Annotated in this window: 15 protein-coding genes; 10 read left to right on the top strand and 5 right to left on the bottom strand. The window is 51.1% G+C overall.

Annotation, left to right across the window (positions count from 1 at the left end):
• Positions 1-25 precede the first annotated feature (25 nt).
• Both apbC and ACIDE9_RS02165 read left to right on the top strand, forming a co-directional pair.
• Positions 26-1,114: an iron-sulfur cluster carrier protein ApbC gene (apbC, locus tag ACIDE9_RS02170; RefSeq protein WP_411992336.1), complete on the top strand. Its 1,089-nt coding sequence runs from the start codon at positions 26-28 to the stop codon at positions 1,112-1,114.
• 18 nt (positions 1,115-1,132) lie between these two features.
• Positions 1,133-1,693, top strand: coding sequence for a DUF1003 domain-containing protein (locus ACIDE9_RS02165; RefSeq protein ID WP_411992335.1), 561 nt, complete (start codon positions 1,133-1,135; stop codon positions 1,691-1,693).
• 77 nt (positions 1,694-1,770) lie between these two features.
• On the opposite strand, the gene pgl is transcribed toward ACIDE9_RS02165, so the two are convergent.
• Positions 1,771-2,457 carry a 6-phosphogluconolactonase gene (gene pgl, locus ACIDE9_RS02160; RefSeq protein WP_411992333.1) on the bottom strand — a complete coding sequence of 229 codons (687 nt, stop codon included), beginning with the start codon at positions 2,455-2,457 and terminating at the stop codon, positions 1,771-1,773.
• A gap of 184 nt (positions 2,458-2,641) precedes the next feature.
• On the opposite strand from pgl, the gene gnd reads away from it, so the two are divergent.
• The 4 genes from gnd to ACIDE9_RS02140 all read left to right on the top strand — a co-directional run bounded on the left by gnd (position 2,642) and on the right by ACIDE9_RS02140 (position 8,237).
• Entirely contained in the window at positions 2,642-3,547 is a 906-nt protein-coding gene (gene gnd / locus ACIDE9_RS02155) for a phosphogluconate dehydrogenase (NAD(+)-dependent, decarboxylating) (RefSeq protein ID WP_194740958.1), read from the top strand.
• Positions 3,548-3,653: 106 nt separating this feature from the next.
• Complete coding sequence (gene zwf / locus ACIDE9_RS02150; RefSeq protein WP_194753280.1) at positions 3,654-5,129, top strand: glucose-6-phosphate dehydrogenase; 1,476 nt, start codon at positions 3,654-3,656, stop codon at positions 5,127-5,129.
• A gap of 170 nt (positions 5,130-5,299) precedes the next feature.
• Positions 5,300-5,869, top strand: coding sequence for a dCTP deaminase (dcd, locus tag ACIDE9_RS02145; RefSeq protein WP_194740956.1), 570 nt, complete (start codon positions 5,300-5,302; stop codon positions 5,867-5,869).
• Positions 5,870-5,990: 121 nt separating this feature from the next.
• A complete protein-coding gene (locus ACIDE9_RS02140; protein WP_194753279.1) occupies positions 5,991-8,237 on the top strand; it encodes an arginine/lysine/ornithine decarboxylase in 2,247 nt (748 codons plus the stop codon).
• Between the two features lie 753 nt (positions 8,238-8,990).
• Here the strand turns inward: ACIDE9_RS02140 and ACIDE9_RS02135 are convergent.
• Both ACIDE9_RS02135 and ACIDE9_RS02130 read right to left on the bottom strand, forming a co-directional pair.
• Positions 8,991-9,473, bottom strand: coding sequence for a dihydrofolate reductase (locus ACIDE9_RS02135; RefSeq protein WP_411992329.1), 483 nt, complete (start codon positions 9,471-9,473; stop codon positions 8,991-8,993).
• Positions 9,474-9,482: 9 nt separating this feature from the next.
• Positions 9,483-10,022, bottom strand: a complete 540-nt coding sequence (locus ACIDE9_RS02130) for a peroxiredoxin (RefSeq protein WP_411992327.1) — start codon at positions 10,020-10,022, stop codon at positions 9,483-9,485.
• A 150-nt stretch (positions 10,023-10,172) separates the two neighbouring features.
• On the opposite strand from ACIDE9_RS02130, the gene ACIDE9_RS02125 reads away from it, so the two are divergent.
• Positions 10,173-12,008 carry a tetratricopeptide repeat protein gene (locus ACIDE9_RS02125; RefSeq protein ID WP_411992325.1) on the top strand — a complete coding sequence of 612 codons (1,836 nt, stop codon included), beginning with the start codon at positions 10,173-10,175 and terminating at the stop codon, positions 12,006-12,008.
• A 16-nt stretch (positions 12,009-12,024) separates the two neighbouring features.
• On the opposite strand, the gene ACIDE9_RS02120 is transcribed toward ACIDE9_RS02125, so the two are convergent.
• Positions 12,025-12,855, bottom strand: coding sequence for an HDOD domain-containing protein (locus ACIDE9_RS02120; RefSeq protein WP_411992323.1), 831 nt, complete (start codon positions 12,853-12,855; stop codon positions 12,025-12,027).
• Positions 12,856-13,088: 233 nt separating this feature from the next.
• Here ACIDE9_RS02120 and map point away from each other — a divergent pair, with 233 nt between their 5' ends.
• The gene (map, locus tag ACIDE9_RS02115; protein WP_194753274.1) at positions 13,089-13,883 is read left to right on the top strand and encodes a type I methionyl aminopeptidase; all 795 of its coding nucleotides are present in this window, start codon (positions 13,089-13,091) and stop codon (positions 13,881-13,883) included.
• 11 nt (positions 13,884-13,894) lie between these two features.
• A complete protein-coding gene (locus ACIDE9_RS02110) occupies positions 13,895-16,471 on the top strand; it encodes a [protein-PII] uridylyltransferase (protein ID WP_411992321.1) in 2,577 nt (858 codons plus the stop codon).
• 3 nt (positions 16,472-16,474) lie between these two features.
• Here the strand turns inward: ACIDE9_RS02110 and ACIDE9_RS02105 are convergent, their stop codons facing one another.
• A complete protein-coding gene (locus tag ACIDE9_RS02105) occupies positions 16,475-16,747 on the bottom strand; it encodes a cupin domain-containing protein (RefSeq protein WP_411992319.1) in 273 nt (90 codons plus the stop codon).
• A 315-nt stretch (positions 16,748-17,062) separates the two neighbouring features.
• Here ACIDE9_RS02105 and ACIDE9_RS02100 point away from each other — a divergent pair, with 315 nt between their 5' ends.
• The gene (locus ACIDE9_RS02100) at positions 17,063-19,651 is read left to right on the top strand and encodes a putative bifunctional diguanylate cyclase/phosphodiesterase (RefSeq protein WP_411992317.1); all 2,589 of its coding nucleotides are present in this window, start codon (positions 17,063-17,065) and stop codon (positions 19,649-19,651) included.
• Positions 19,652-19,701 lie beyond the last annotated feature (50 nt).

Raw genomic sequence — 19,701 nt, 5'->3', positions numbered from 1 at the left:
AGGCATTACCGCAGGAACCTCAAGCATGGCCATTAGCGAACTTATCATTCAAAGCACATTAAAACTTTGCATAGACCCCAATACCGGTAAAGACTTTGTCAGTGCAAAGTCGGTCAAGAACATTCAGATCAATGGCAATGATGTCAGCCTCGATGTGGTGCTGGGCTACCCAGCGCAAAGCCAGCTGGAACCAATTCGCCAGCAAGTGACTGACGCGCTGAAAGCCATAGATGGCATTGCCAGGATCACCGTCAATGTTGGTAGCCGTATCGTGGCACATGGTGTGCAACGTGGCGTCAATTTATTGCCTAACGTCAAAAACGTGATTGCAGTGGCTTCAGGCAAAGGTGGCGTCGGCAAATCCACCACTTCAGTCAACCTGGCGCTAGCGCTGGCCGCCGAAGGGGCTACTGTGGGCTTGCTGGATGCTGATATTTACGGCCCTAGCCAGCCACAGATGCTGGGTATTTCCGGCCGCCCGGATAGCGCCGATGGCAAAAGCATAGAACCTATGCGTGCGCACGGCATCCAGGCCATGAGCATAGGCTTTCTGGTCGACACCGATACCCCCATGGTATGGCGCGGCCCTATGGTCACCGGCGCATTGGAGCAACTACTGCGTGACACGCGCTGGCAAGACCTGGACTACCTGGTGATTGACCTGCCACCAGGCACTGGCGATATCCAGCTGACATTAGCGCAAAAAATCCCAGTCACTGGCGCCATTATTGTCACCACGCCACAAGACATTGCCCTGCTCGATGCGCGCAAAGGCCTGAAAATGTTTGAGAAAGTCGGCATCCCTATTTTGGGCATCGTCGAAAACATGAGTACGCACATCTGCTCCAACTGCGGCCATGAAGAACATATCTTCGGCGCGGGCGGTGGCGCTTTGATGGCCAGCGATTACAAGGTCGATTTACTAGGCAGCTTGCCTTTGGATATCAATATCCGCATGCAAGCCGATGGCGGCCAGCCTACCGTGGTTGCTTCCCCCGACAGTGCAGTGGCGCAAAGCTATAAAGAAATCGCGCGCAAAGCCGCAAGCAAGATCGCCATTGCCAGCCTCGATCACAGCGCCAAATTCCCTAATATCGTGATTCAAAAAACATAAGCATTAAGGACGTTACGTATGACACTCCGCAAGCATCATATTGCAGAAGGCCTGATAGGCGCGCAGTACGAGGCCATGGATGAGCATATGCAACGCGTCGCCCGGCACATGACCGAGCGTCATCCGATGTCACGCAACCTGGCCGCGCATCACACTCACGAAACACCCAGCCGCGGCCAGCGCGCTGCCGATGCCATGGCGCGGTTTGGCGGCTCCTGGACCTTTATTTTCATCTTCGTTCTGATCCTGATTAGCTGGGTGATCCTGAATTCCGTAATCCTGCTGCGTAGCAACAGTGCGTTCGACCCCTATCCTTACATTCTGCTCAACCTGTTTTTATCCATGCTGGCATCGATCCAGGCACCGATTATCCTGATGTCGCAAAACCGGCAGTCGGAAATTGACCGCCGCCAGGCAGAACATGACTACGAAGTGAATTTAAAAGCAGAATTAGAGATTTTACTGCTCCATGAAAAACTGGATGGCTTGCGTGAGCAGCAGTGGCAGGAACTGATTCACTTACAACAACAGCAAATCAGCTTGCTTGAAAAGTTATTAGCCGACAAAAACGAGAAGTAATTCCAATTGCATAAATAAAAAAAGCCACAAAGATTTTTCTCTGTGGCTTTTTTATTTATGTGCGGCTTGAAGAAATATTAATTCAGTACAACCCCGAAGCAATACACGTCCACACCATTAGGCGACTGAATCAAGGTCGCTGGAATGGCGACGCCGTTACGCCAGTTGTCCACCGCCTCTTGTTTGCCTGCCCCTGTCACCAAAAACATGACTTCATGCGTATTATTCAGTCTATCCTGGCTAATGGTAATGCGATCTGCCGGCGGCTTGGGCGAATTGAATACCGGCACGGCATCAGCCGTGTTATTCACCACCTGGCCCGGGAACAGGCTGGCAGTATGACCATCTTCACCCAGACCTAAAATCACCAGGTCAAACGTACGCACACCCTTCAGTGTTTCCGCATACGCTTTCGCACCTTCAATATTGCCCAACTCAGCAGGAATATCATGAATCTGGCTGGCGGGAATGGCCACATGACTTAACCAGGCATCGCGCGCCATCTTGCTGTTGCGCTCGGCATGATCCACGGGCAAGCAGCGATCATCATTGTGATACACGTGCCAGTTCGCCCAGTCGGCATCTGCCTTGGCTAATAATTGGTAAACGGCTTTTGGGGTGCTGCCACCCGCCAACACAATCAGAAAACTACCGTGTTTGGCGATGGCTGCATCCGCTGCTGCCAGGACTCTATTGAGTGCTGCCTGGTTAATTTCTTCCTGGGATTGAAACGAGTGCCAACGAGTTTGAACATTCAAAGACATAGAAAACCTGTAAAAAACAATACAAAAAAGCGTGCGCAGCCTTTTAGTGCGTGACTGCATTTGCTATAATTATATCCGACTCGACATGATAATTCTGCAAAATTATCCGAAGCACTGATCGAGTTCATGCCATCCAAAAGATGGGTGTCTCTTAAAACTATCCTCACACCATAGGAAAATCCGAATGAAATTAGCAATGATTGGCTTGGGCAAAATGGGCGGCAACATGGCTGCACGCTTGCTGCGTCACAAAATTAACGTGGTTGGTTTTGACTTCAATACCGAATTCGTTAACAGACTCGTCAAAGAAGAAGGTCTGGAAGCAGCAACCTCAGTCGCTGATGCAGTCAGCAAACTCGAAGGCCAAAAAATTGTCTGGTTGATGTTACCAGCGGGTGAAATCACCGAAAATCAAATCAAAGACCTGATCCCACTGCTGAACAAAGGCGACATCATCGTTGACGGCGGTAACTCAAACTACAAACACAGTCAGCGCCGTGGCGCAATGTTAGCTGAACATGGTATCGGCTTTATCGACTGTGGTACTTCCGGTGGTGTTTGGGGCCTGGACAACGGTTACTGCCTGATGTACGGCGGCGACAAACAATACGCAGACGTATTGGCTCCTTATGCACAAGCATTGACACACGCTGACCGCGGTTGGGCGCACGTGGGTCCAGTTGGTTCCGGTCACTTCACCAAAATGATCCATAACGGTATCGAATACGGCATGATGCAAGCATTTGCTGAAGGTTTGGACCTGATCAAAGGTAAAGAAGACTTCAACCTGAACTTGGCGCAGATCACAGAGTTGTGGCGTCATGGCTCTGTTGTTCGTAGCTGGTTGCTGGACTTGACGGCTGAAGCACTGAAAGAAGACCAAAGCCTGCAGGCAATCGCTCCATACGTAGCTGACTCCGGTGAAGGCCGCTGGACAGTGGTTGAAGCGGTTGAGCAAGGCGTGGCAGCGCCAGTGCTGACAACAGCATTGCAAGCACGCTTCCGTAGCCAGGACTCCGAAGGCTACAGCTACAAACTGCTGTCACTGATGCGTAATGCATTTGGTGGTCACTCAGTAAAAACCAAGTAATCAAACAAGCCTCTCTCCATGGGAGGCTTTTTGCTGATTACTGCTGTTTTTTTGATATGGGAAAGGCTTGCCCTTTCCCGTTTACATTTTTATCTTAAGGTTAGAAATGACGAATAAAATTGATCCATGCACCTTGGTATTGTTTGGCGCAAGCGGCAACCTGGCCCGCGTTAAACTGTACCCTGGTTTGTTCAGGCTCGACCTGCTGGGCCGTTTGCCTGATGACATGAAAATTATCGGCGTTGGCCGTCAAGTGGTTGATCTGGACGCGTGGCGTGCAGACATCAAATCCATGCTGGATACCAAATTTAAAAAAGGTTACGACCAAAAGGTGTTTGAACGCTTTATTGCCCGTAACTTCTACCATGCCAACCCGCCAACAGATCCAGATGCATTTAGCAAACTGAAAGCCACCCTCAGCGACGAAAGCGTTTTCCCGCAAAACCTGGCTTACTTCCTGTCTGTGCGCCCTGTTGATTTCGCCCCAGTGGTTGAGTCTTTGGCAAATGTTGGCCTGACTCAGGAAGACAAATACTGGCGCCGTGTGGTGATCGAGAAGCCATTTGGTACCGATCTGCCTTCTGCCAAAGAATTGCAAGCTGCGATTACCAAGCACCTCAAGGAAAGCCAGATCTACCGTATCGACCACTACCTGGGTAAATCAGCACTGCAAAACATTTTGCTGCAACGCTTTACCAACACCGTGTTAGAGCCAATCTGGAACAACCAGTACATTGATCACGTACAAATCACCAACACCGAAATGCTGGGTGTAGGCGACCGTACGCAGTTCTATGACAGCACTGGCGCATTGCGCGACATGTTGCAAAGCCACATCCTGCAAACATTGGCACTGACTGCCATGGAACAGCCGAAAGACCTGTCCCCAGAAGGCGTGCGTGATGCCAAGATCAAACTGCTGGAAGAAATTCGCCCTATTCCAGTCAACGAACTGGAAAAACATGCTTTCCGTGCGCAATATGCTGCTGGTGAAATCAACGGCGAAAAGGTCCCTGGTTACCTGGAAGAGCTGGGCAACAATGACAGCGTGGTTGAAACCTATGCTGCTCTGAAATTGTTTATCGACAATCCTCGCTGGAAAGGTGTGCCGTTCTATATCCGCACGGCTAAACGTCTGCACGAAGCCGATACCCGCATTTCTATCCGCTTCAAAAAAGCGCCGCTGCAAATCAATGACCAGGACCAAAACTGGCTTATCATTGGTATCCAGCCACGCGAGTGTATCAAGCTGGAAGTACAGTCCAAGATTCCTGGCCTGGATGTGCAAACACGCACCATTCAACTGGATGCCGCCAACCGTTGGGATAGCGATGACTCCGTAGATGCCTACGAAGCCCTGTTGCTCAACCTGATGCAAGGTGACAACTCCAACTACCTGCATATTTCTGAAGCCGAAGCACAATGGCGCCTGGTGGATCCAGTTGTTAAAGCCTGGGCTGAAGACAAAAAGCCGGTACATCAGTACCCTGCTGGCAGCCGTGACCCTGAAGCGTCCAAAGTCATCTTTGAAGCTGAAGACCAGTTCTGGCGTTACAGCATTGAATTAGGCGGCGACAAATAAGTATCAGTGGCCTTCTGGCCACTGGCTGAAAAAATCGCCAAAAATTCACAAAAAATTTGCAAATTTGACAGCTTTTGTTGTTATTATTTGCACCTACTAAAAGCGGAGTTTAAACTCCGCTTTTTTCTCTTTAAGACAAGTAAATCAATACGCTGAGACTGGATATCGGAATGAGCATTAAGTCGGACAAATGGATACGCAGAATGGCTGAACAACACGGCATGATTGAGCCGTTTTCACCGACCTTGGTGCGTGAAGCGAACGGTGAGAAAATTGTGTCCTACGGCACATCTTCTTACGGTTACGATATCCGCTGCGCTGACGAATTCCGCGTGTTTACCAATATCAACAGCACCATTGTCGACCCCAAACAGTTCGATCCGCAGTCATTTGTTGAAGTCTCTGGCAAAGGTTATTGCGTGATTCCACCGAACTCGTTTGCGTTGGCACGTACGGTAGAATATTTCCGTATCCCACGCTCGGTCCTGACCGTTTGCCTGGGCAAATCCACTTACGCGCGTTGCGGCATCATTGTGAACGTCACGCCGTTTGAACCAGAGTGGGAAGGTTATGTCACACTGGAATTCAGCAACACGACACCACTGCCTGCCAAAATTTACGCCGGCGAAGGCTGTGCCCAGGTCCTGTTTTTTGAATCTGATGAAATTTGCGAAACCAGCTACAAAGACCGTGGCGGCAAATATCAGGGGCAGGTTGGCGTGACGCTGCCAAAAATATAGCCTCACCCAACATTGAAGAACAACCCATATTCACCACAAAGGCACCGAGTAAAAGCATGGCTTGCTCAGTGCCTTTGTACTTTGAGTTACACGTTTCAGTGACAAGTTAAGGATTCATTGAATGAAATTTAGATTTCCCGTCGTCATTATTGACGAAGACTTCCGCTCCGAAAACTCCTCCGGTCTCGGCATCCGTGTATTGGCGAAAGCCATCGAAGATGAAGGCGTTGAAGTACTAGGCGTGACCAGCTATGGCGACCTGACCTCCTTTGCGCAACAGCAAAGCCGCGCTTCTGCGTTTATCTTATCCATTGATGATGAAGAAATCGTCGAAGAGAAACCAGAAGCCATCGAGCAATTGCGCAACTTTGTCGCCGAAATCCGCTATCGCAATGAGGAAATCCCGATTTTCCTTCACGGTGAAACCCGCACTAGCCGCCATATTCCTAATGATGTCTTGCGCGAGCTGCACGGCTTTATCCACATGAATGAAGACACGCCTGAGTTTGTGGCACGCCTGATTATCCGTGAAGCAAAAGCTTACCTGGACAGCCTGCCACCACCATTCTTCAAGGCACTGACACATTATGCAGCGGACGGCTCCTACTCCTGGCACTGCCCTGGCCATTCCGGCGGCGTCGCCTTTCTGAAATCGCCAGTAGGCCAGATGTTCCACCAGTTTTTTGGTGAAAACATGCTGCGTGCAGACGTCTGTAACGCTGTGGATGAATTAGGCCAATTACTTGACCATACCGGCCCGGTAGCCGCCTCTGAGCGTAACGCAGCCCGCATTTATAACTGCGATCACTTGTACTTTGTCACCAACGGCACCTCGACTTCCAACAAGATCGTCTGGAACTCCACAGTGGCGCCCGGTGACATCGTCGTCGTTGACCGTAACTGCCATAAATCCGTGTTGCACTCCATCATCATGACCGGTGCGATTCCTGTTTTCCTGATGCCGACACGCAACCACTTCGGCATTATCGGACCGATTCCTAAGAGCGAGTTTGCCTGGGAAAATATCCAGAAAAAAATTGAACGCAACCCGTTTGCCAGCGACAAAAACGCCAAACCACGCGTACTGACCATCACGCAATCCACTTATGATGGCGTGCTGTATAACGTCGAAGAAATCAAGGAAATGCTGGATGGCAAGATAGACACGCTGCACTTTGACGAAGCCTGGTTGCCGCACGCCACCTTCCACGACTTCTATGGCGACTATCACGCCATTGGCGCAGACCGTCCGCGTTGTAAAGAATCCATGGTGTTCTCCACCCAGTCCACCCATAAACTGCTTGCTGGCTTGAGCCAGGCCTCACAGATTCTGGTGCAGGATGCGCAGGATAACCACCTTGACCGCGACCTGTTCAACGAAGCCTATTTGATGCACACCTCCACCAGCCCGCAATATTCGATTATTGCCAGCTGCGACGTGGCCGCGGCCATGATGGAAGCGCCAGGTGGTACTGCATTGGTAGAAGAGTCCTTAAAAGAAGCCCTCGACTTCCGCCGCGCCATGCGCAAGGTGGACGAAGAATGGGGCACCGACTGGTGGTTTAAAGTCTGGGGCCCGACTGACTTGTCCGAAGACGGCCTGGAAGAGCGCGATGCCTGGATGCTCAAAGCCAATGAACGCTGGCACGGTTTCGGCAACCTGGCCGAAGGCTTTAACATGCTGGACCCGATTAAAGCCACCATCATCACACCAGGGCTGGATGTGGACGGTGAATTCTCCGATGAGTTTGGTATCCCGGCGGCCATCGTCACCAAGTACCTGGCCGAGCACGGCGTGATCGTTGAGAAAACCGGCCTCTACTCATTCTTTATCATGTTCACCATCGGCATTACCAAAGGCCGCTGGAACACCATGGTAGCGGCTTTGCAGCAGTTTAAAGACGACTACGACAAGAACCAGCCATTGTGGAAAGTCTTGCCAGAGTTTGTGCAGAAACACCCGCGCTATGAACGCATAGGCCTCAAAGATTTGTCTACACAAATCCATGAAGTGTATAAAGCCAATGACGTCGCGCGTCTGACAACTGAAATGTACCTGTCAGACATGGTGCCGGCGATGAAGCCAACCGATGCCTTCTCAAAAATGGCGCATCGCAAGATTGAACGTGTCGCGATTGATGAACTGGAAGGTCGCGTCACGGCCGTACTGCTAACGCCCTACCCGCCAGGTATTCCATTACTGATTCCTGGCGAACGCTTTAATAAAGTGATTGTGAATTACCTCAAATTTGCGCGTGAGTTTAACGAGAAATTCCCGGGCTTTGAAACTGACAACCATGGTTTGGTGAAACAAATAGTGGATGGTAAAGCGGTGTATTACGTGGATTGCGTGAAGCAGGAAGACTAGTTTCTAGTAATGCTGCATAAGGGAAACGCCAAAGCGTTTCCTTTTTTGTTTTTAGGGCCATTGCGACATAGATGGATATTGTGGTTGTATGCATTGTTGCTTTTCGCCTTGTTGGCGAGTCACTTTCTGGTGCTTGTCCCCCAGAAAGTAACCAAAGAGGAAGACACCCAGCCATCACGGCCTTCGGCTCCCTTGCGTTGCTCAGCTTAGGACTTTCGTCCGATGCTTTGCTGGACTTAGGCATAAGCCGGTCACGAAACTCAACCTGGCAGCTCACACAAAACGTGAGCTGCTGCGGGATTCGGACAGTCGCTCCCTCTACTCTTATTTTGTCTCCGCTACTCAGCGTGGTGGAATGGGATTTATCTCGCCAAACAACTACTAGTGCAGACTGGTAAGAAGCATAATTCTTCTGGTTTATTGATGATGACTACTAACGTTGGCGCTCACTTGGTTTTCGGGGTCCCCATCTGCCGCGCCGAGCAACGCAGGGTTGGCGGGAGTATTCGGCCATCGGCTGTTCGAGCTCCACAACAAGCCACGAAGTGTGTGGCTTGTCAGGGCGAGTTTCGATGGACGCCCGGCAAACCGAGTAGCGCAGGAAACAAGCGGAAGCTGGGGTGCATTTCTTTTGGTTACTTGTTCTTTGTGCAAGCAAAGAAAAGTAACTCGCCTAAAGGGCGAAAAGCAATCCCCCAACCTTACGATGAAAGAATGACCTTCCCAAAGACTTCCTTAGTCAACTCATCCAAATCAGCGGCGCTGATAAACCATATCACTATAATGCAAACCATTCACCGAGGTATGCCCCTCCTCGCTCATCAACACCCAATCATGCATCTCCATCTCAGGAAAAAACGCATCCCCGCCGACATGCGCATACACACGCGTGATGTATAGCCGCGTGACATAAGGCAAGCCTTGCGCATACATCTCTGCACCACCAATCAAAAATGGCTCATTATCCCCTGCGCACGCTGCCAATGCTTCCGGCAACGAGTGAACTACTTTCGCACCTTCAACGGCATACTCAGTATCGCGCGTCACAATCACGGTGGTGCGTCCTGGCAGCAAGCGCCCCAGCGATTCATAGGTTTTACGGCCCATGATGATGTGGTGGCCCATGGTGAGTTGTTTGAAGCGTTTGAGGTCTTCTGGCAAGTGCCAGGGTAATTGGTTGTTGTGGCCAATCACCCGGTTGTCGGCGTGGGCAACGATGAGGGAAAGTGCTTGCATAGAGATCTCTTAAAAAGCGGATAAGCGTTTGAGGTCATCAATAATGGCCTGGCTATGGCCGTCTGGATTGACGTTGCTGTAGGTCTGCGCAATCATGCCTTGCGGATCAATGATAAAGGTCATGCGTTTGGCGGCCTGCAATATGCCGAGATTTAACAAAGCGCCATAGGCATCGGCCACCTGGCCATTAGTGTCTGCCAGCAAGGGGAACGATAAACGGTGTTTTTGTGCAAAGTCAGCATGGCTGGCGACGCTGTCTACACTCACGCCAACAACCTCTGCCCCAAGGGCGTGGATTTGCTGGATATCGTCGCGAAAATGACAGGCTTCGCGCGTACAACCCGGCGTATCATCCCTGGGGTAAAAATACAGGATCAGCCACTTGCCTTGCCAGTCAGCCAGGTGGCGTGTATGGCCTTGCGCATCCGGCAACTTGAAATCGGGGGCTTTCATGCCAACACTGACGCGGTTCGAGGGCTGTTGATACTGGCGATAACCCCAAATAGCCAGCCATAATACCAGTCCGTACATGATCAGTTTGATGAGCATTGCTTGATTCCCCCTGTAGACGTGAAGTGACTTTAAAGTGGGCCTGATGACCGTTTGGCCGTTGACGCTTTAAGCTGCTTATTGTACCTTAATCCGCCATCTGTCATTTTAAGGTCATACGCAAACGTTTGAAGTGTTGCAGTCTCTCCCATGAATAATGAAGCCATTGCAAAACTGCTCAAACTGATTGCCGATGACCCGTCGCGCTGGGATGCCTACCAGAAGCTGGCTGGCCTGATGTTAAAAAATCAGGAGTTTCATGCCGCCGAACAGTATTTACTGCAGGCGATCAGCCTGCAGCCCAACATACTTGAGCTGCATGTGCAACTGGCTAACCTGCATATGCGCACGCAGCAATTTAAAGCCGCGCACGAATGTTATAAAAAAGCGATTGCCCTGGATGCCAAACAGGCGCAACTGTATTACCTGGATGCCCGTGCGCTGAAAAACATGGGGCGCACGCAAGAGGCGATTTTGCGCCTGCGCACCGCGACCAAATTCGACCCACAGCAATCGCAGGCATTCAGCGAATGTGTAGACCTGATGCTGCAAGCCCAACAGCCAGAACAAGCGGCCAATATGCTCAGGCAAGCGGTGGCTGCGCATCCCGAACATGCGCACTTTCACTACCGCCTGGGCGTGTTATGCCAGCAATTACAGGCGACCGATGAAGCCCTGCAATGCATGCAACAGGCGATCAATATCCAGCCGGACTTTGCTGAGGCTTACCACCAACGCGCCCTGATGTTACAACTCCAGGGGCAAACACAAGCCGCGCTGGACAGCTTTAACGGTGCCATTCACTATCAACCCAATTTGCCGGTGCCGTATAACAACCGAGGGGTGGTGCTCTGCCAGCTCGGCCAATATCCGGCAGCCATTACCGATTTCAGGCAGGCGCTGCAACTCAACCCTGGCTACGCCTCGGCCTATTGCAACCTGGGGCTTGCGCTGTATGAGAACGGCGACACCGACGAGGCATACTCCTGCCTCAGCACGGCCCTGCAACATGCGCCGCAGCACGCACAAGCCCGTTACTACCTGAGCATGCTCAAGCTGGCCAGGGGCGAATATGAAGACGGTTGGCCAATGTATGGCTCGCGTTTTCAGCTATTGCCAGACCCGCAACGGCCGGACCCTGGCTTATTGTGGCGTGAATCCGGCTCGCTGGTCGGCAAAACCATCCTCATCCAGGCTGAGCAAACACTGAGCGATACCTTGCAGTATTGCCGCTATATTCCGCTCATTAAAGCCTTTAAGCCCAACCAGATGATTGTTGCGGTACCCGAGGCTTTGTTTGATTTAATGAATGCCCTTTGGGCACAAGATGCAGGCATTTTGGTGATTCGCCAGGACGGACGACCACTGCCGCATTTTGATGTGCATTGCCCCATGCTTAGTTTGCCCTCGGCGTTTAACACACGACTGGACACGATTCCATCCAGCCTGCCCTATCTGCAGATTGCTGACCGGCACCAGTTGCCCTGGCAGCAGCTGTTAGGCCCTGCGCGCCGGTTGCGTATCGGTCTCAACTGGTGCGGGGATGCAGGCAACAAATATGACCGTTTACGCAGCATTCCGCTCTACGTGATGGCACCGCTGCTGCAAATGGAAGTCGAATGGCATAGCATGCAAAAGGAGTTCCGCCGTGAAGACCACATCATGCTCAAACGCTTCCCCATGCTGGAATGCCACCATCCGGCCCTGACAGACTTGACGGAAACTGCCGGACTGATCATGCAAATGGACCTGGTGATTTCAGTGGATACCGCCGTCGCCCATCTGGCAGCAGCATTAGGCAAAACGGTCTGGTTATTGCTGCCGCACCAGGCGCATTTCCGCTGGTTGCAACATCGGCAAGATAGCCCGTGGTATCCGGGCATGCGGCTATTCAGGCAAGGGGCTGAAGAGCCTTGGGAAAATGTGATTGACCAAGTACACCATGCGATTACCGACCTGTTGGCAAACCGGCCTGGCGAAACCTGAGCAATATTTTAAGGGACTAGTGCGGCACGCCGACAATATGCATCACGCGTTCCACATCCACATGCAGTAACTGGGCGATATCCTTATAATCGTCCGGCAAAGCCGCGTTATGCCAGCCCTCGGCAGAATGCCGGGCCAGATTCACCGCTAACTGTACATTGCGCACACGTGGCAAATGGGCACGCTGCTCATCCATGAGGTCGGTCAACAACGATGGCAGATTAAACACCCTGACCAGCTCGGCCTGTAATTCCACCACACGGAAACCAAGCACTTCCTGCTGTACGACACGACTGCGCAAGGTCTTATCGGCAGCCTGGCGCTTGCTAATTTCCCCCATGGCCTCCGGGTTAAAACACCACATCAACATTTCGGCAAAATCATATAATGAAGCCGCCACACGCAGCTCTTCTGCGTGCAAATCCATCAGGTGTGAGGCAAATTCGGCCGCAAAATAACCAGCACGGTGGGCACGTATCATCAGTTTCAGTAAATCCACCAGCGCTGGCACATGCTGGTTTAATACATCTTCAACATGCGGCACAGCAGGAATCTCGGCAAAGAAAGTACTGGTGCCCATCATAATAATTGCCTGCTCGACCTGCACCAGGTCTTGTAACTGATGACGGCTACGATGATTGTTGGCATAAGTCAGCACTTTGAACATCATCAGCGGGTCATTGATGACCACGCGGGTAATGTCACGCGCACCCGTATCGTCTTCATGTTCACGCAGCGCAGCCAACTCTCTGGCGGTTTGCCGCAATACCGGGATATCGGCCTGTTTAAAAAAGGCCACCCAGTCATTCACAGTCCGGTGTTGCCTTGCTTCGGTGAGTGTCACCATGTATTCGCTCCAGCTTGATTATGCGCCCGAGTATAAAACATTGGTACCGCATGCGATGTCGCAATCAATCGCACAAATCAGCGCCTGTTTCTTTTTAGGGCATATCTGTTTTAACGCCACAAAAGGCGTGTTTCTTTAGTCATGACTGATAAATGCCTATGTTAGAATGACATTTTAGTTATTGATTCCCAAGCCAGATCCTGAAAAATCTGGTTTTGTAAGGTCATCAGCATATGGCAATCATTCTGCACACCCCCGAAGACATCGAAAAAATGCGCATCGCCGGTCGCCTGGCCTCAGAGGTGCTGGACTACATCACGCCGTTTGTCGTGGCTGGCGTCACCACCAACAAGCTGGACCAGTTATGCCATGACTATATCGTCAATGTGCAACAGGCGATTCCCGCACCGCTTAATTATGCGCCAGATGGCCATACGCCTTATCCCAAGTCTATTTGCACCTCAATCAACCAGCAAATTTGCCACGGCGTGCCCAGCGAAAAAGAGCTGAAAAACGGTGATATCGTCAATCTCGATATTACCGTGATCAAAGATGGTTATCACGGCGACACCTCGCGCATGTTTATGGTCGGCAGCGTCACGCCACAGGCAAAACGCCTGTGCGAACTGACCTACCAGGCCATGTGGCGTGGCATTGAAAAAGTGAAACCTGGCAATACGCTCGGCGATATCGGCTACGCCATTCAATCGTTTGCCGAAAAAAATGGCTACAGCATCGTGCGTGAATTTTGCGGGCATGGCATAGGCAAAAAATTCCATTGTGAACCACAAGTGCTGCATTACGGCAGGCCAGGCGCAGGCCTGCCGCTCAAGGCAGGCATGATCTTCACGATTGAGCCCATGATTAATGCCGGTCGTCGCGACATTAAATTCATGTCCGATGGCTGGACAGTGGTCACCAAAGACCGCAGTTTGTCAGCCCAATGGGAGCATACGGTACTGGTCACCGAAGAGGGTTTTGAAATCATGACGCTATCTGCCGGTACGCCGCCGCGCCCCGTTCTCTAGGCGACAGAATCATGATGGTGATTGCCAAAGAACAACTCAAGCACTGGCGGGAGTCGTTACAACTGGCACGCCAGCAGATGGCAGACGCTTACCTCGCGAATCCGCAAGCCAAAACACTGCTACAGCAACACACCCGTGTGCTTGACCAACTGCTTAAAGACCTCTGGCGGAATTATGAACTGCCACCGACCGCCAGCCTGATTGCCGTCGGCGGTTATGGCCGGGGCGATATGTTCCCGCACTCAGACATCGACCTGCTGATTCTGATGCCTGAAAACAGTGACAGCGCCTTGCAAGCGACTGTCGAATCCCTGATCGGCACTTTATGGGACATTGGCCTCAACATAGGCCACAGCGTGCGCACCTTACAAGAGTGCCTGGACGAAGCCAAGCTCGACGTCACCATCATGACCAACCTGCTGGAAGCACGTTGGCTCACCGGTGACAAAATCAGTTTTAAAAGCCTCACGCACACATTACACGCAGAACTAGACAGTGCCCGTTTTTTTGCCGAGAAACTGCGTGAACAACAAATCCGTCACGCCAAGTTTCACGATACCGCCTACAACCTGGAGCCTAATATCAAGGAAAGCCCAGGCGGGCTGCGTGACTTGCATATGGTGTTATGGATAGCCCAAAGCCAGGGCTTGGGTCATGACTGGAATGCCCTGGTGCAAGCAGGCCTGCTTAACCGCAGCCAGGCCAGCCAACTAAAGCGCCATGAACGCCTGCTGCAAAACCTGCGTATCCGCCTGCACCTATTGTCCAAACGCCGCGAAGATCGCCTGGTATTTGACTTTCAAAATACGCTGGCCGAACAAATGGGTTATCAAACCACACCGCAAAAACGTGCCAGCGAACAATTAATGCAAGGCTTTTACCGCAGTGCCAGGGCCGTCATCATTGAAAATGAAGTGCTGCTCAAACTGATGCATGCCCGCGTCAGCCCTGCCACAGAAGCACCCAGCGTCCTTGACCAGGACTTTACGCTATCACAAGGCCTGCTGAGCACGCAGACTGAAGATCTTTTTCAGCGCAAACCAGAAGCCATCCTGCGCTGCTTCCAGCTACTACAACAGCACCCCGCCATTACCGGGTTCAGTGCGCCGCTGGTCCGGGCGTTACAAACAGCCCAGCCACTGATTGATCGTCAATTCAGGCAGAATGCTGCACACAAAGCGCTGTTCCTGCAGATACTGCAAAGCCGTGAAGGCGTGCACCGCAGCCTTCGCCGCATGAACCGTTATGGCATCCTTGGGCGTTATATCCCGGTGTTTGGCCGCGTCATTGCGCAAATGCAGCACGACCTGTTTCATGTCTACACGGTAGATGAACACACCTTAAATGTGTTGCGCAATTTGCGCCGTTTTGCCAAGCCAGACCTGCGCCATGAGTTTCCGCTATGCAGCCAGCTGTTTAATGAATTTAGCCAGCCGCATTTACTCTACCTGGCCGCGATTTTTCACGATATTGCCAAAGGCCGTGGCGGCGATCACTCACAGCTAGGCACCATTGATGCCAGACGATTTTGCCAAACACTGGGCTTGCCCAAAGCGGATACCGATCTGGTCGCCTGGCTGGTTGAAGCACATTTGAAATTATCGAGTACGGCACAGAAAAGCGACTTATCAGACCCGGATGTGATTGAAGCATTTGCGCAACTGGTAGGCTCTGAATACCGCCTGACCGCCTTATATTTATTAACCGTGGCAGACATTCGCGGCACCAGCCCCAACGTGTGGAACGCCTGGAAAGCCAAGCTACTGGAAAGCCTGTTTTTGCAGACACGCCGCGTGTTACAGCAATCACTTAACACCGAAGCACAGCTGAGTTTGCGCAAGCAGGAAGTGCTACAAAAACTCAGCAGTTTCAACCTGAAAGAGGCGTCAGTACAGCCGTTATGGCAAGCCTTTGGCACGGGTTATTTCAGCCGTTTTGAGAGTGACGAGATTGCCTGGCAGAGCCGCTTGCTGATCCCGCACCTGCGTTCGGAAAAACCGATTGTACGCGCGCGCCTGAGCCCCAAAGGTGACGGCATACAGGTCATGATTTACAGCCGCGACCAGAAAGAGATTTTTGCCCGCATCTGCCACTTTTTTGACAGCATGCAATACAACATTGTGCAGGCTAAGATTTACACCACTGCGCATGGCTACGCGCTGGATAACTTTATTGTGCTGGAACCGGAAACCCGCCAGATCAGTTATAACGGCCTGCTCAAACACATAGAACAAGGCCTGAACGACCAGTTGCTCAGTGCGCAGGCGATCCCTACGCCTATACGCGGACGCGTCAGCCGCCAGGTCAAGCACATGCCGATTCCAACCCAGGTCAACCTGCGCCCAGTCGCTCACCAGTTGGAGACCTCGGCAGTGTTCCAGCAACTGGATGTGGTTGCCAATGACAGGCCAGGCCTGCTGGCTAGCATGGCACTGGTGTTTCTCACGCATGGTATTGAATTACATAACGCCAAAATCAATACGCTGGGTAACCGCGTAGAAGACAGTTTCCTGATCTCATCATGCAATGGTCAGGCCATGGACGACACGCAAACCGACGCACTCAAGCAGGCACTGTCTGCGCTTTAAACACTACTCAAAATGATAGTGTTTGCGTAGCGGCTTTTTGACTTCCCAAACACAATCCAGGCCGCTGGCGAAGGTGACCAGGTCACCGGCTGCAAAGCTCACCGGCGCACCATCTTTAGGGGTAACAGTGACCTCCCCTTCAATAATGTAAGCAATCTCAGTGCTGCTGTATTGCCATGTAAACGTCGACACGTCTTTCGACCAGGTTGGCCATTGCTTCACCCCCAAGGCGGCCAAGGTCACCGCACTGGGCTTTTCTACTTTGATCTGGCTCATCGCAACTCCTTTGTCATGGCGTCAAAAAACCAGGCGATGCTAAAAAAGCATCCTGTTTACAATAACATGCATGCGTTATTTTTGCGGATTCTGTCTCACAGTTCAATCTTTTTCAGTGATATTTGCATGTCAGCGCAAGGCACTGTTTCTTATCAAATCTTTTCATACCCACGCCTTGATCGACATTGATTATGCGATTTTTAAGGCACATAATGACATTAACATACGTAAAGAAATTCCTGTTTCTTGCCGAAAAAGAATAAAGACGTGTGTCATGCCATACAAAAATGACTACGAACAGTATTGGGGGTAGTTATGATCAATCAGCTAGCTGGGGCATTGCCCAAATATTCCGTCCTCGACGACATCGATGTGCCAGAGAAAGTGCTGCAAAGCTGGCAAATCACCACAGACTTGCTTGCCTATATTGCCCATATTCCGGCCGCACTCATCATGCGTGCGCATGCGGAAGAAATTGAGGTATTTGTTGCCAGCCATAGCGAAGGCAATGTCTATCATCAAGGGGAGCATGCCCGTTTAAATACTGGCCTCTATTGCGAAAATGTCATCAGCAATCGCCAAGCCCTATTAATTCCGAATGCATTGACCAGCCCTGGCTGGGAACAGAATCCTGATGTTGCCCTGGGCATGATTTCCTATTACGGATTACCGCTCAACTGGCCGAATGGCGAGGTGTTTGGCACCATTTGTATTCTGGACACCAAGGAAAACCACTATGACCACCTGGTGATAGATCTGCTTGGGCAGTTCCGCGACAGCATCCAGCTCAGCCTCTACCATATTTACCACTCCAGCCTGGCCACCGAGCAAAGAGACCAGGCCAGGGAAGCCCTGCGGGATAGCGAGGCCTTATTCCGGGCGGTGTTTGAACACGCTGCGATTGGCATTGCACAAGTGGATTTATCTGGCCGCTTTTTGCAAATCAACCGCGAATTTTGCCGCATCATCGGTTATAGCCAGGACGACATCCTGTTGCACCACATGACTTACCAGCAAATTACGCTGCCCGATGACCTGATCAAGGAAGCGGAAACCATTGCGCATTTGTTAAACGGTGACATTGACCAATATATTGTAGAGAAACGCTACCTGCATAAAATGGGGCAAGTAGTCTGGGTGAGTCTGTCAGTGCATTTATTGCGCGACCATTTACAACAGCCCCTGTATTACATCAGCGCGGTGCAAGATATCAGCGAACGTAAACTGGCCGAAGAGGAGTTGAAGCTGGCGGGGCTGGTATATAACAACAGCAGCGAAGCCATGGCCATCACAGATGCCTATGGCGCGGTTTTGGCAATCAACCCCGCATTTACTAAAATGACGGGCTATGCGCTGGAGGAAATCAAGGGGCAATCCATCACCCTCTTGCGCTCCGATCAGCACGATGCCCCTTTTTATGCCGCGCAAAGCCAGGCCATTCAGGCCCGTGGGCAATGGCAAGGTGAAGTCTGGAGCAAACGTAAGAATGGCGCTATTTTCCCTACCTGGCTAACGATCAACACCTCTTACCAGGCAGACGGTACGGTGCATAGGCGCGTCGGCCTGTTTTCTGATATCTCAGCGATCAAAGAAGCAGAGGCGCTGATACTCAAGCAGGCCAACTTTGACCAATTAACCAAGCTGCCTAACCGGCAACTATTTCAGGACAGACTGGAACAAACCCTCAAACTGACGCAACGGGAACACCAGAAATGCGCCCTGCTGTTTATCGACCTCGACCGCTTTAAAGAAATTAATGATACGCACGGCCACAATGTCGGCGATACCTTGCTGATTGAAGCTGCAGCCCGCATCGTCAGTTGTGTGCGCAAATCCGATACCGTCGCCCGCCTCGGTGGCGATGAGTTCACCGTGATTCTGAGTGATACCCACGACAATATGATGATTGCGCATATTGCACAGAATATTATTGATCACTTGTCTGAACCGTTTATCACCGCGAAAAAAGAGGCATTTATCTCAGCCAGCATCGGCATTGCCATTTACCCTGAAGACGCTACCGATGCACAAGAGCTGCTCAAAGTCGCAGACCAGGCCATGTATGTGGCCAAAAATGCCGGGCGTGGCTGTTACCGTTTTTTCACCAAGCTCATGCAGCAGGAATCCGATTTCCGCATCCGTCTGTCTACCGACTTGCGGCAAGCGCTGACGCTCAAACAATTTTCCGTGCATTATCAACCGATTATTGAGCTATCCAGCGGCCGCATCAATAAAGCAGAAGCCTTGCTACGCTGGAAACATCCAGAGCTAGGGTATATCAGCCCTGATATTTTCATCCCCATTTGCGAACACTACGGCACCATTCATGAGATTGGTAACTGGGTATTTATTGAAGCCGTTAAGCAAGGCGCCAGGTTTAAACAACTGCTGGGGCGTGACTTTGAAATTGCCGTCAATAAATCACCAGTACAATTTAAGACGAATGAAGAAATGATGCATAGCTGGATCAACCTGCTGGACCACATTCATTTCCCAACCAAGTGCGTAGTGATTGAAATTACCGAGGGCGTGCTGATGGATGTGGTCGGCAATATTGAAGAAAAGCTGACGGGATTTCACAATGCCGGTATGCATATTGCCATTGATGATTTTGGCACCGGCTATTCGTCACTGTCATACCTGAAAAAATTCAACGTAGACTATTTGAAAATTGATCGCTCATTCACGGCCAACCTGGCGCTAGATTCCAGCGAACTCGCGATTTGTGAAGCGATTATTGAAATGGCGCATAAACTCAACATTAAAGTCATCGCGGAAGGCATAGAAACGGAAACACAACTGCGTTTACTGAAAGAAATACATTGCGACTTTGGGCAAGGCTATTTATTTGCCAAACCAATGCCAGCAGATGCATTCGAGAAGTTACTGATTGATTTAGGCTAACGGCCTGACGTGTCACGATGAGTAAGATGATTTAAACCGTCTGATGATTT

The sequence above is a fragment of the Methylophilus sp. 'Pure River' genome (genome assembly GCF_046765995.1).
Taxonomy (GTDB): domain Bacteria; phylum Pseudomonadota; class Gammaproteobacteria; order Burkholderiales; family Methylophilaceae; genus Methylophilus.
Note: the sequence above shows the minus strand (reverse complement) of the source record. Positions and strands in the feature narration are given on the sequence as shown.

Bases quoted from the DNA above. Each gene is read 5' to 3' on its own strand.
- ACIDE9_RS02105 (WP_411992319.1), bottom strand. From the start codon at position 16,747: ATGAGCCAGATCAAAGTAGAAAAGCCCAGTGCGGTGACCTTGGCCGCC.
- ACIDE9_RS02120 (WP_411992323.1), bottom strand. From the start codon at position 12,855: ATGGTGACACTCACCGAAGCAAGGCAACACCGGACTGTGAATGACTGG.
- ACIDE9_RS02125 (WP_411992325.1), top strand. From the start codon at position 10,173: ATGAATAATGAAGCCATTGCAAAACTGCTCAAACTGATTGCCGATGAC.
- zwf (WP_194753280.1), top strand. From the start codon at position 3,654: ATGACGAATAAAATTGATCCATGCACCTTGGTATTGTTTGGCGCAAGC.
- apbC (WP_411992336.1), top strand. From the start codon at position 26: ATGGCCATTAGCGAACTTATCATTCAAAGCACATTAAAACTTTGCATA.
- dcd (WP_194740956.1), top strand. From the start codon at position 5,300: ATGAGCATTAAGTCGGACAAATGGATACGCAGAATGGCTGAACAACAC.
- pgl (WP_411992333.1), bottom strand. From the start codon at position 2,457: ATGTCTTTGAATGTTCAAACTCGTTGGCACTCGTTTCAATCCCAGGAA.
- ACIDE9_RS02165 (WP_411992335.1), top strand. From the start codon at position 1,133: ATGACACTCCGCAAGCATCATATTGCAGAAGGCCTGATAGGCGCGCAG.
- ACIDE9_RS02140 (WP_194753279.1), top strand. From the start codon at position 5,991: ATGAAATTTAGATTTCCCGTCGTCATTATTGACGAAGACTTCCGCTCC.
- ACIDE9_RS02110 (WP_411992321.1), top strand. From the start codon at position 13,895: ATGATGGTGATTGCCAAAGAACAACTCAAGCACTGGCGGGAGTCGTTA.
- gnd (WP_194740958.1), top strand. From the start codon at position 2,642: ATGAAATTAGCAATGATTGGCTTGGGCAAAATGGGCGGCAACATGGCT.
- ACIDE9_RS02135 (WP_411992329.1), bottom strand. From the start codon at position 9,473: ATGCAAGCACTTTCCCTCATCGTTGCCCACGCCGACAACCGGGTGATT.
- ACIDE9_RS02130 (WP_411992327.1), bottom strand. From the start codon at position 10,022: ATGCTCATCAAACTGATCATGTACGGACTGGTATTATGGCTGGCTATT.
- map (WP_194753274.1), top strand. From the start codon at position 13,089: ATGGCAATCATTCTGCACACCCCCGAAGACATCGAAAAAATGCGCATC.
- ACIDE9_RS02100 (WP_411992317.1), top strand. From the start codon at position 17,063: ATGATCAATCAGCTAGCTGGGGCATTGCCCAAATATTCCGTCCTCGAC.